An 11,960-nucleotide genomic window follows, 5' to 3' on the forward strand; every position below is an offset into this window, starting at 1 on the left:
ATAGACTTCGATAATTTAAAACCACCTTGTTTATACTAGGTTAATAAAATTAGTGTTTTATGATTGTAATAGGAGTGAAGAAGTTAAAAATCTGATTTTTTCTTAAATATCATTTTTTGCTTAGTTGTAGGATGAGAAAACGCTAAAGTATCTGCATGTAAATGTAAGCGATCAGATTTTACGCCATATAAATCATCACCAACAATAGAAGTGTTTAAACCTAATGAATGAGAAGCATGAACTCTTAATTGGTGTGTTCGACCAGAAATAGGGTAGAAGTGAACTTTTGTTTTACCGTTTTTACGTTCAATAACTTTCCATTTAGTTTTTGCAGGTTTACCATGTTCATAGCATACTAATTGCCTTGGCCTATCATCTAAATCAACACGCAGCGGTAAATCTATAGTTCCACTATCTTCTTTAATAATACCATCTAGCAAAGCAGTATATCTCTTCTTAACAGTTCTATTAATAAATTGATTTTGTAAAAACTTATGTGACTCTTTATTTTTTGCTAAAACCAATAATCCAGAAGTAGACATGTCTAGACGATGAACAATAATTGGCCCAGAAATATTTTTTACCTGTTGTTTGATTCGTGAATATACTGAATCTTGAATATGGATTCCAGGAACTGATAAAAATTCTGTAGGTTTATCAATAACAATTAATTGATCATCTTCAAAAATAGTTTCAAGTTCTTTTCCGATAGCAGGGTTTTGTAGTAATGGATTTGTATCCATTTCTATTCCAGACAGCATATGTGTTAAGATAGGTTTACATTTTCCTTGACAAGCAGGATAAAACTGTTGGTGTTTTCGTATTTCTTTATTAGGCGATTCTCCCCACCAAAATTCGGACATTGCAATGGGTATCAAATCATTCAAAAAAGCATACTGCAATAATTTAGGAGCTGCACATTCACCAGAACCAGCAGGTAAATTTTGAACAGAAGTATTTACAAATAAATCTGACAACCCTTTAACTTCTTTTTTTTGATTTAAAAATTGATATTGATCAGATATATATTGTTGTAATGCAACTGACTTTGCTCTACGTTGTTCTTTTAATGTTTCTATTTGATTTGTGAAAACTGAAAGTTTTTCTTCCAAAGGTTTTAAAGTATGTTGCCAATAGCGATTTACATTATTAAAAAAATGTTTAGCCTCCATACTTTCTTTACTCAAAGATTCTTTAAACACTAGATAATCATCTACGGATAATTCAGATTGTGCTTTTTCTCTTCGTTTTTTACGCTCTTTTTTACCAATTTTTAATTCTTCCTTTTTATTTTGAATATCATCAGTCGCTTTTTTAGTTGTTGATTTGTGTTCTGCGGCTAAGATTAAGTACATTCTATTTATGGTTAAATTTTCTAAAGATGTATTAATATCATTTAATTCTTTTTTTTCTTCTAAATAATAAGAATCTTTAGCTAGCATATCATAAACTGGTGGAACAAATTTTATGTGATTATTTTTTTCGCCCAATTTACCTGATACAGCTGTGATGTATCCTATTTCATTCTGGTGATTCTGAACAATTAAAACCCCGAACATTTTTCCAATAGGCAATCCTTTATTAGATTTATCTAACCCAAAATTATGTTTAAAATCAGTTTGTGTTTTTAAATAATTTTGAACCTCTATTGTGGCTAATTTACATAGCGGATGTGGCTCATAGTAAAAAGGAAAAGTAAACTTGGTTGGAACTTTAATATCTTTTATAGAGCTCGAAAAGTATTGAAAATATGTTTGCACGATGAATTATTTAACACTTAAAAATGAAAAGTCATAATTTATTCCAAAATTTAAATAAGCACTACTTAAACTTCCGCCACGAGCTTTAACATATCCCAAACCACCGCGTAAATTTAATTTATTACCTAATCTATAATTAACACCTATACTAGGTTTTGCTATTAAACCTTGTCCTGTACTAATACCACCACCACCAGCAGCACCTCCTAATAATTGTGCAAATACTGATGTTGTATTATTAAAAAATGAGTTTGATTGTATTCCTAGCCCTACAATTCCTTCAGCATAGGCACCAGCATCACCAAAATTAGCAAATGATGTTTGTCCTGAGGCATACACGTATTTATTTAGGAAAAAATTTATTTGTAATGATATTTGATGCATATTTTCATTTATACCTGTGTTTCTTGAGGCATTAAAATATAAATCTTGTTTTATAATAGTTTCTAGGCCTTTAAACTTACCTATTGAAAAATCGTTTTCTTTTGATGTAGTACCGTCCTTATCAATATAATATTTCAATCCAAAACCTAGGGTAGAAGAGGAGAAGTGAGCATCTGGACTCATTAAATAACCTTTATTGATTGAAGCGTAAATATTCTCAAATAATTTTTGTTCTATCGAAATATCTGGGTAAATTAAAAAACCTCCTTTAGTTTCAACACCTCCACCGCCACCAGCACCAATACCAAATTTAGCGAGTATGTTTGTGCGGTTTTTATTCATAGATAAATGATAACCACCACCTAAAAGAACATCCATGTATCCAGCTTTAATACCATGGTATGCACCATCAGCTTTTACAAAGAAAAATATATTATCAGTTAAATATGAATTCAACTCAAAACCAGCTAATCTTATTGTTTTGCCTTTATAATTACCTTTTGTTACAGATAAATTATTTAAATGCATTAATAAAGAAATTCTGTTGCTACGTGTGTTCCATGAAGAATTTTTAAAATCATCTATTTTAAAAGAGTTTTCACGTTCTTTAAAGTTCGCATTTTCAAAAGATAGTGGTATTTGAAGAGCTACATTAAATTGACTACTTTTAATAGCTCCTTTATCAAAAAAGTTGACATAACTATAACCCGCAGTTGTAGAAAAATACTTAAAATTATAACCTAAATTTAAGTGAGGCAAGATAAAAGCACCACCACCATCTGGAGCTGCAGCACCGCCACCGCCACCAAAATGAAAACCTGTATCTATAAATAAGTTATCCGTTATTTTTTGTTGAATTCCAGCGTTAATACCTAAAGTAAAAAAACCACCGCGAATTCCACCAACAGCACCATATATTCCAACACCTGCATAACTCCAGTCATTAATTTTTAAGTTATAATGAATACCTGTAAAGTCCATATTCTTTTCATTACCAGGCATTTTAATGGATAAGAAATCTATTTGACCAAAACCATTTTGAGTTTCCTTTTGAGGAGTTGTAGTTTGCGCGTAAAAAAAATGAACACTCATAATAAAACATATTATAAGTGCTCGTTTACTAATTTTTAATAGCATTAGTTATAAAATTTAATTGTGTATTTTTTGTCTTTTTCCGTCAATATAAGAAGCTACAAAAGCATCTTTAAAACCAATTTTTATTAATTCATTTTTTAAATTTTTAGCTTCATTTAAAGTTGTAAACAACCCTAATGAATACTTAAAATAACCATCGGCACTATTTACTATAGATGGAATTGTTTTAGATGATAATAAAGCATACTTATTTTTAGAAAACACACCTATTTGCACAGAATACATTGTTTCTCCTGTTGTATTTTCACTTACATTCAAAATGGTCGAATCTAAATTGTTTTCATTAACACCACTTTTAATTACTTTTTTTATTTTTACTTGTGCTCTTTTAACGCTATCTAAAATTCTTAGACTTTCATTCTTTTTTATAAGAACAATGTCGCTACTTGTTGTTGAAGTAGTTTTCACAACACCATTATTAGTGTATAGGTAATAAGAAGCTCCTAAAGCTAAACCTAATAGTAATCCTAATAATATTGGGGTTCTTTTAGATTTTTTTTTGAAAGAAGTGAAATTTTCGTTAACGCTATTTAATTCATTTTCAGATTCTTCTCTTTTTAGTTTAGCATTATCTAAGTCTTCTTGCATTAACTTAAACTTTTCTTCTTCTATGAAAGGCATAATTATGGATTGATTTTTATTAGAAATATTATACGAAAGTACAATTCTTTTTTTACTACTGCTTTTTTATAGTAATTGTTACTGTCTTTGAAGCAGGAGTATTACTAATTCTAGCCTTATTATTTAAAGGTACTAATACGTTAGTTTCTGGGAAGTAAGTTGCTGTACATTGTTTTGGTATACTGTAAGGAATTACTAAAAAACCGATAGCTTTTCTTTCTTCTCCTTGAAAATGACTAGTCAAGTTCACTTTGTCTAATTTAGATAAACCTTGTTCTTTCATATCATCAGAATTCATGAAAATAACTCTGCGTTCATTTAAAATACCTCTATAACGATCATCTAAACCATAAATAGTAGTATTATACTGATCGTGAGTACGAATCGTCATCATCATAAACTGGTTATCTTTTAGAATAATATCTGAAGGTAAGTTTGTAGAAAAATTTGCTTTTCCTGTTGAAGTAGGAGTGTAGCTGTTTTCTCTAGCGTTATTTGGTAAATAAAAACCTCCTTTTTCTCGAACTCTTTGATTGTAGTTTTCAAATCCAGGAATGGTAGCTTCAATTTTATCACGAATTAGATCATAATTCGTTATTAACGACGACCAATTAACTTTAGTATTTATTAATGTTGCTTCGGCAATTCCAGCTACAATAGCAGGTTCACTAAGTAATTGTTTCGAAGCGGGAGTTAAATGACCATTAGATTGATGTACAACTCCCATCGAATTTTCTACAGAAACAAATTGTTCTCCTGTCTCTTGAGTATCTTTTTCTGAGCGACCTAAACAAGGTAGAATTAATGCCTGTTTACCATGAATTAAGTGACTTCTATTTAGTTTTGTCGAAATCTGTACAGTTAAACTACAGTTTTTTAAAGCTTCAGCTGTGTATTCAGTATCAGGTGTTGCAGAAATAAAGTTTCCACCCATACCTATAAATACTTTTGCTTTTTGTTGATGCATTGCTTTAATAGCATCAATAACGTCATAGCCGTGTTTACGAGGAGCTTTAAATTGAAATTCTTTTTCTAAGCTATCTAAAAAACTGTCTTTTGGTTTTTCCCATATTCCCATGGTACGATCTCCTTGCACGTTTGAATGACCTCTTACGGGGCATGTACCAGCGCCTTTTTTACCAATACTTCCTTTTAATAAAAGCAAATTAACAATTTCACGAATATTATCAACGCCGTTTTTATGTTGAGTTAGTCCCATTGCCCAACATATAATAATTTTATCATTTTTGATAATCAGTTCGGTAGCCTCTTCAATTTGTTCTAAAGAAAGTCCTGTCTGAGGGAGTAATTCATTAATGGTATAGTTATCTAATTGGCTTAAAAACTCATCTATTCCGTGTGTTTTTTCTTTGATAAATTGATGATCGAAAACAGTATTAGGTTGCTTCATTTCTTTTTCTTTCATCAATTTTAAGATGATTTTTAACAAAGCAACATCTCCGTTGATTTTCACTTGAAGAAACAAATCTGTTAATTTATCACCCGATCCCATCCATTTTAAAGGATTCTGAGGATCTACATAATTCATTAAACCAACTTCTGGTAGTGGATTTATTGTTATTATTTTTCCTCCATTCTTTTTAGTATCCTTTAAAGCTGTAAGCATTCTAGGATGGTTAGTTCCTGGATTTTGCCCCATAACAATAACTAAATTGGCATGATTAAAATCATCTAAAGTAACAGAGCCTTTACCTATACCTAATGTTTCAGAAAGTGCGCTACCGCTACTTTCATGACACATATTAGAACAGTCTGGTAAATTATTTGTTCCGAATTTTCTAACAAAAAGTTGATATAAAAAAGCAGCTTCATTACTAGTTCTACCTGAAGTGTAAAAAATAGCCTCATTAGGAGATTTTAAATAATTTAATTCTTCTCCAATGAGTTTATAAGCTTCCTCCCATGTTGTCTCTTCATAATTATTAGAACCTTCACGTAAAATCATTGGGTGTGTAATGCGTCCACTTTTTCCTATTTCATAATCAGACCATTCTGACATTTCTTGAACGGAATGTGTCGCAAAGAATAAAGGGGATACTCTATTTTTAGTTGCTTCTTCAGCAACTGCTTTTGCTCCATTTTCACAGTATTCAGCTAAAAAAGCTCTTTTTTCATCAGGATCTGGCCATGCACAACCTGGGCAATCGAAACCATCTAACTGATTAATATTTTTTAGTAAACTAATCCCTTTCGATATTCCTGTTTCAGAAAAAACATGGTTTAGGGCAGATTGTATTGCTTTTGTACCTACAGCTTTTTTAGGGATGTCTATAAGTTTTATACCTGTTAATTTTTCTGGGGGTTGAGCATGTGTTTTTTTATCGCTCATAGTTAATGTATTGAGGATTTGAATAAATAGTCATTTTTTTATTTCTACTGAAACCTATTAAGCAGATTCCAAATTCTTTTGCAAAATCAACAGCTAGAGAAGAGCAAGCAGAAACAGCAATAATAATAGGGATTTTACCAAAGAAAGCTTTGGATACAATTTCATAAGAAACGCGTCCGCTAACAAGCATGTAGCTTACTTTTTTTAAGCTGTTTTTATTAATTAAATCACCAATACATTTATCAACTGCATTATGACGACCTATATCTTCCTTTATTGTTAATAGTTCTTTTTTTTTATCAAATAATGCGCAAGCGTGACTACCGCCTGTGTTTTTAAAAAGAAACTGTAAGTTGTTCATTTTTATAAACATATCGAATGTTATATCAATTGATTCATTACTGTTTATATTTAGAGGTTTGCCGCTTGGTTCTAAATCTTTCAATTCTTTTTTTCCACAAATACCACAAGACGAAACAGATAAAAGTGTTCTTTTATTTAAGTATCCTTTTCGTAATTTTTCTTTAGGAATGATAGCATTTAGAATTGATGAAGAATCACTATTTATTTCAATAGTTTCAATTCTTAATTGATCATTGCTTTTGTATATGTCTTCAGCGTATAAGAGACCTCTAATAAGTTCTTTGTCGTTACCAGGAGTTCTCATTACTACGGTGTAAGATTCACTGTTTATATTTATTTGTAAAGGGGCTTCAATAACAAGATTATCTTCAACTTTTTGAGAAGAGTTTTCAGATAATTTTATAGACTGATAAATACTTGCTTGTTTCATGTTGTAAACAAATGTACTTAAAAGTAAGTTAAATGAAAAGCCTTGTTTTGCAACAAGGCTTTATGGTGTGTTTTATTTCCCCTAATTAATAAAACACACTAATCTTTTGTGTTTACTCTAATTTTAACGGGAAGTATCTATATATATTGTGGTATTTGCTATTTGATTTTAGTACAACTGATTACAATTAACTCATTATTAACATTTGTCGTAAAAAAAAGATAGGTATCACCTCCGTCTTTTAGTTTTGTTTCTATTCGAATTTGAGCTACAGTTTTCGGAAAGTTTCGTGTTGTTATGTTTGCTTTTGTTATAAGTTTTTTTATTTTCTTTTTATTGTATGGAATGATGGTGTTAACTTTAAATGTTCTACCTGGGAAGAATTCTATTAATTCTTTAGAAGTGTAAAGATGGGAATGTTGATGGAGTTTATTTACTTTTAACTGATTTGAGACCTCATTAAATCCCCCTGATTTTAAAATGGCAGCATTAGGTTCGTATAGGAAATTTAAAGGTGCTGAGTATGTTGTATTAAGAGTTCTGTTAAGTTTAAAATTAAATTCTTCGTTATTGTTTTTTAATACGTTAAGTGTTTTTACCTCAATAAACCCTTTGTGTTCTTTTTTTAATAAAAAAAGCAATTCTTTTACCTCATTTTTTATTGAGACAACATGTATTTCTTTAACAAATTTTAATTCATTAATTGTAGATGTAATGTCTAGTATTGGCGAATTTTTAATAAGTATTGTATCTGATTTTGTAAAAAAAAAATCTAAATTTTCAGGCACATTAGGTAAACAGTCGTTTAATAAAAATACTTTACCTTTTATATCATGTCTTCTTGATGGGTCAATATAAATACAGTCAAATTTTTGATCAGTACTTTTTAAGTAATCTATTCCGTTTTTAGCAACAGTTGCAATGTTAGTGATTTTTAGTTGTTGATAATTATAAGCTACAACCTCAGATAGCGCTACATTTATTTCACAATGAACAACTTTTTTTAATTGTTTAGCAAAAGCATAACAATCTATACCAAAACCACCAGTAATATCAATAAAAGTGTCACCAGTAATTAGTTTCGATTTATATTCAGCAGTAATTTCAGATGAAGTTTGCTCAATACTTATTTTTTGGGGGTAATAAATTTTTTCAGCATTAAACCAAGTAGGGAGTTTTATTTCTGATTTCTGTTTAGCAATAATCTGATTAGCTAATTCTTGAATCGAAACACCTTTAAAAGGACTTCCTTTTAAAATAAGTTTATTGATATCAGATTTTAAGTTCTCGTTTATAAAACGCTGAATTTCTTTTTGTAAAATAATTGTATTCAAAATTAATTATATCCTTTTACTTCTCCCATATCTAAAATTCCTATAGGTAGTTTATGTTTTGTTGGTAAAATTGCTCCAGATTTAGTTGTTATCCAATCACTCCAAGAACCTTGCATTCCTCCAGTAGGGATTATTGAAACCCACATTTTAAAGGCGGTAGGCTTTCCTGTATCATCTAAAATCCATAGATAAGAGTCTCCAGGAGTAGAACCACCAGTTGTATATGTTATCATTAATGCATCTTTGTTTTTGTGTTGTATGATTTTTCGTTCTATACCATCTTCAAAAACTTTATAAGGTGCAATTAGCCAAAAGCTATCATTATTAAAATAATCAGTAGCTTTTTTTAAAATAGCTAAATCATTCGTTAATTTTCCATCAATGAAAATTTTACTTTTTTCTGGTGATTTTGTGTGTAAGATTACTTTATTTTTATCCCAAGAAACTTCAACTATATTTTGTTGTTTGTCCCATTTGTAAAAATGCTTGCCCCTAAAGCTCCATTCTATAAAACGTGTGCTTTTATATGCTTCATAATTTAAGGCATTTAGCATTTTATTAGCTAAAGTATCTGCTTCAGAACCTTTATTACCTATTGGCATTTTCTCATCATTGGTAATGTAAAATATACCGATTGTAACAATTATAATTACTATTATAACTCCTAGTGCTTTAAGTAATTTATTCTTCATTTATTAATAGTTTAATGCCTTTTGCTAATTCATCAGCAGCTTTTGAATTGTTCCTAAACCATAATTCAGGTTCTATCAATTCTAGTTCTGCAATTGCTAATTTACCATTGTTATCTGTAAAAACATCAACTCTAGCGTAAATAGGAAGCTCTTTGCATGCTTTTATTGCACTTTCAGCAAAGTCAATTTCAATCTGTGAAGGTGAATAATCACTTACTGTTCCTCCAAAATCATCTTGAACTCTAAAATCTCCTTTTTTTGCAATTTTTAAAACAGCATGTGTAAACTTTCCATTCATAACCATTAATGAAATTTCTCCTTTTGTAACTATGTTATGTTGAAAAGGTTGAATAATCATCGCTTCTTTAGCAATCAATTCTGAAAAAACAGCTTCGTATTTAAGAATGTTGTTCTGGTTAATCTTATAGGTGTGTCTTCCACCTCCTGAAATACAAGGTTTTAAAACAAATTCTGTAAGTTCATAATCAGTAGCTAATTCTTGTAAACTTTTAATTTCTGAAGTTTCAATAAAATAAGATTCACAAATATGAATTCCTTTTTTCTGTAAATCTAATAAGTAGTGTTTGTCTATATTCCAACGAATGGTTTTTTCTGAATTTAATAAAGTGGTTTGCTTGCTTATTTTATTAAGCCAGATAGAAAATTCAGCATATCGATTAAAATAATCCCAAGTACTTCTAAAGAGTACATATTTGGTGGTTGTCCAATCGAAAGTAGTATCATCCCAAGAAAATCGTCCTACTTTTAAGTTTAATTTTTCTAGAGCATTTTTTACATAATTATCTTCATCTAAGACATTTTGCTTGTAAACAGTAATCTCTTTTGGTTGTACATGGTCTTTATCAGTAAGGATTACAACATCATAATTTTTCATGATTTATTTTTTAAAACAATTAATTTTATAGAGGTCAGTAGTTAAATAAATTTAATTAGACATCTGACTTTAAGTAGAGTATCGAAACTCTTATTGTTAGTTCGAGGGCAACCAAGAGCTATTAGCTTATTGAAAGTTGTGCTCAATCTGACATTCCTCAAGGTGTTTTAATTAAAGTATAGGTAATTATCTATTGACCTCTATAATTTTATTTTGAATAAAAAATTTGAGTAAAAAAGTAATGCCCATTAGCTCCTTTTTTTACACCAATACCTGTGTGTGTGTAATTACCTTCTATATTTTTTCTATGTCCATCACTATTTATCCAACCTTGTACAACATCAAAAGCAGTTTTTTGACGAGAAGCAACATTTTCAGCAATTGCTTTAGCATTATCTAAAACTTGTAATTCTTTAAAGCGTTCACTTAATTTATCATGATTTATCTTATTTATACTTATCATATATTCTGTATGAGTTAAAGCAATTTTGGCTGCAGCATCATTAAATTCTACGGTTGCTTTTCCTTTACTTACTCTATATTCATTAACTAGTTTGTGTATTTCTTGTGTGATTGTTAAATTTTCTTCTAAATTTAAATCATCAGTTGAAGAATCACTACTACATGAAATAAATAAAACTGTAGTAAATAGCGCTAGAATTGTGTTTTTTAAGGTCATAATTAATTAATTTAAGGGGTTTAAATAAGACGAACGAATGTACTATTTATTTATTTCATAATAATCAATAACATGTTTAGGAATTGCTGTTTTTTCTTTTAACCTTTCATCTGAAATAGGAGGTAGGGTTATTTGTTTTAAAGGAACCAAACCAGCCCAAATATCTAAATCATAATCTTCAGGTTCATCAGCAACGCCAACATCTCTAATTTTTGCAGAAGCAGTTTCGATAGTCATTTCAATAACTAAAGTTCTGTCTAGTTCTTCTTTATGCATTTTTCTAATTCCGTCCCAACGACCTTTCATCATGTGCTCCATAAAGCAAAAAAGAGCTAAATATTTTTCTTTAGAGTCTTCTAGTTTTTTTACAGTTCCAAATAATGTAGCAGAACGATAATTTACAGAATGATGTAATCCAGATCTTGCTAAAACCAATGCATCTAAATGCATTACAGTCATACTCATTTCTTTAGCTTCTAGTAAAGTGAGTAACATTCTGTTAGCCTGAGATCCATGCAAATAAATTTTATCATCTTTTCGACCATACCCCATAGGTAATGTAATTGCACGATCTTGATAGACATAACTTATGTAGCCAATAAACCCAGTGTCTAAAATGGTGTTAATTTTTTCAACATCATAAGTTGCTCTGTTTTGACCACGTTTTACCCTATTTAATTTAGATTTTGAATATTCTTTCATGCTTATATATTTTTAAAGAATACTTTACTTTTATACTCCTTAATTATTTCTATTGATTTACTTTTAATTTCATCATAATATCTGTCTGCTTATCTTCTCCTACTGTAAAAGTGTGCTTATCAAATGCTACGAACCCATTTTTTGTGTAAAATCTGATTGCTTTTGGGTTTTCTTCCCAAACACCTAACCAAACATATGCAACGTTTTTTTGTTTTGAAACTTCTAAAACTTTTTCATAAAGTATTTGACCAATTTTTTTTCCTTGAAATTTATTTAGCACGTAAATTCGCTCGATTTCAAGTGAATTTCCATCTTTAATTTCAGTTTGTGCTTGATTAAAATTAATTTTTAAATATCCGATAGGATCATTTTTAAGTTCAGCAAAATAAAATTCAGAATTTAGATTTGTTAATTCGGTTTTTAGTTTTTCAATTGAAAACTCATTTCCCAAATATTCTTTCATGTTTTTTTTACTATTTCCTGAAGAATATGTTTCGAAAAAAGTCTGTTCTCCAATCTTTTTTAATTGGTTGATATCATTTACTGTTATTTTTCTAATACTTATATTTTTCATTCTTTTAAATACTATTATTAA

11 protein-coding genes are annotated in these 11,960 nt (G+C 29.6%); all 11 read right to left on the reverse strand.

The features are described from left to right. Positions 1–83: 83 nt before the first annotated feature. Positions 84–1,760, reverse strand: a complete 1,677-nt coding sequence (locus CXF68_RS13890) for an RluA family pseudouridine synthase (RefSeq protein ID WP_101045647.1) — start codon at positions 1,758–1,760, stop codon at positions 84–86. Between the two features lie 6 nt (positions 1,761–1,766). Next, positions 1,767–3,236 (reverse strand): hypothetical protein, encoded by a 1,470-nt coding sequence (locus CXF68_RS13895; RefSeq protein ID WP_101045649.1) that lies wholly within the window; start codon positions 3,234–3,236, stop codon positions 1,767–1,769. 57 nt (positions 3,237–3,293) lie between these two features. Continuing rightward, positions 3,294–3,920, reverse strand: coding sequence for an SPOR domain-containing protein (locus CXF68_RS13900; RefSeq protein ID WP_101045651.1), 627 nt, complete (start codon positions 3,918–3,920; stop codon positions 3,294–3,296). A 55-nt stretch (positions 3,921–3,975) separates the two neighbouring features. Beyond that, complete coding sequence (locus tag CXF68_RS13905) at positions 3,976–6,270, reverse strand: FdhF/YdeP family oxidoreductase (RefSeq protein ID WP_101045652.1); 2,295 nt, start codon at positions 6,268–6,270, stop codon at positions 3,976–3,978. Then, positions 6,260–7,063 (reverse strand): formate dehydrogenase accessory sulfurtransferase FdhD, encoded by an 804-nt coding sequence (gene fdhD / locus CXF68_RS13910; protein ID WP_101045654.1) that lies wholly within the window; start codon positions 7,061–7,063, stop codon positions 6,260–6,262. Before fdhD ends, CXF68_RS13905 begins: the two co-directional genes overlap by 11 nt. A 158-nt stretch (positions 7,064–7,221) precedes the next feature. Further along, positions 7,222–8,397 (reverse strand): RsmD family RNA methyltransferase, encoded by a 1,176-nt coding sequence (locus CXF68_RS13915; RefSeq protein WP_101045656.1) that lies wholly within the window; start codon positions 8,395–8,397, stop codon positions 7,222–7,224. Between the two features lie 2 nt (positions 8,398–8,399). Further along, positions 8,400–9,089, reverse strand: coding sequence for a hypothetical protein (locus CXF68_RS13920; RefSeq protein ID WP_101045658.1), 690 nt, complete (start codon positions 9,087–9,089; stop codon positions 8,400–8,402). After that, on the reverse strand, positions 9,079–9,984 hold the full coding sequence (locus tag CXF68_RS13925; RefSeq protein ID WP_101045660.1) for a RimK family alpha-L-glutamate ligase: 906 nt from the start codon (positions 9,982–9,984) through the stop codon (positions 9,079–9,081). The genes CXF68_RS13920 and CXF68_RS13925 overlap by 11 nt, the downstream gene beginning before the upstream one ends. Before the next feature lie 208 nt (positions 9,985–10,192). Further along, complete coding sequence (locus tag CXF68_RS13930; RefSeq protein ID WP_101045662.1) at positions 10,193–10,663, reverse strand: CAP domain-containing protein; 471 nt, start codon at positions 10,661–10,663, stop codon at positions 10,193–10,195. Positions 10,664–10,705: 42 nt separating this feature from the next. Further along, positions 10,706–11,365 carry a pyridoxamine 5'-phosphate oxidase family protein gene (locus tag CXF68_RS13935; RefSeq protein WP_101045664.1) on the reverse strand — a complete coding sequence of 220 codons (660 nt, stop codon included), beginning with the start codon at positions 11,363–11,365 and terminating at the stop codon, positions 10,706–10,708. Between the two features lie 49 nt (positions 11,366–11,414). Continuing rightward, on the reverse strand, positions 11,415–11,939 hold the full coding sequence (locus CXF68_RS13940) for a GNAT family N-acetyltransferase (protein WP_101045666.1): 525 nt from the start codon (positions 11,937–11,939) through the stop codon (positions 11,415–11,417). Positions 11,940–11,960 lie beyond the last annotated feature (21 nt).

The organism is Tenacibaculum sp. Bg11-29, assembly GCF_002836595.1.
Taxonomy (GTDB): Bacteria; Bacteroidota; Bacteroidia; order Flavobacteriales; family Flavobacteriaceae; genus Polaribacter.

Bases quoted from the DNA above. Each gene is read 5' to 3' on its own strand.
- CXF68_RS13895 (WP_101045649.1), bottom strand. From the start codon at position 3,236: ATGAGTGTTCATTTTTTTTACGCGCAAACTACAACTCCTCAAAAGGAA.
- CXF68_RS13900 (WP_101045651.1), bottom strand. From the start codon at position 3,920: ATGCCTTTCATAGAAGAAGAAAAGTTTAAGTTAATGCAAGAAGACTTA.
- CXF68_RS13905 (WP_101045652.1), bottom strand. From the start codon at position 6,270: ATGAGCGATAAAAAAACACATGCTCAACCCCCAGAAAAATTAACAGGT.
- fdhD (WP_101045654.1), bottom strand. From the start codon at position 7,063: ATGAAACAAGCAAGTATTTATCAGTCTATAAAATTATCTGAAAACTCT.
- CXF68_RS13920 (WP_101045658.1), bottom strand. From the start codon at position 9,089: ATGAAGAATAAATTACTTAAAGCACTAGGAGTTATAATAGTAATTATA.
- CXF68_RS13925 (WP_101045660.1), bottom strand. From the start codon at position 9,984: ATGAAAAATTATGATGTTGTAATCCTTACTGATAAAGACCATGTACAA.
- CXF68_RS13930 (WP_101045662.1), bottom strand. From the start codon at position 10,663: ATGACCTTAAAAAACACAATTCTAGCGCTATTTACTACAGTTTTATTT.
- CXF68_RS13935 (WP_101045664.1), bottom strand. From the start codon at position 11,365: ATGAAAGAATATTCAAAATCTAAATTAAATAGGGTAAAACGTGGTCAA.
- CXF68_RS13940 (WP_101045666.1), bottom strand. From the start codon at position 11,939: ATGAAAAATATAAGTATTAGAAAAATAACAGTAAATGATATCAACCAA.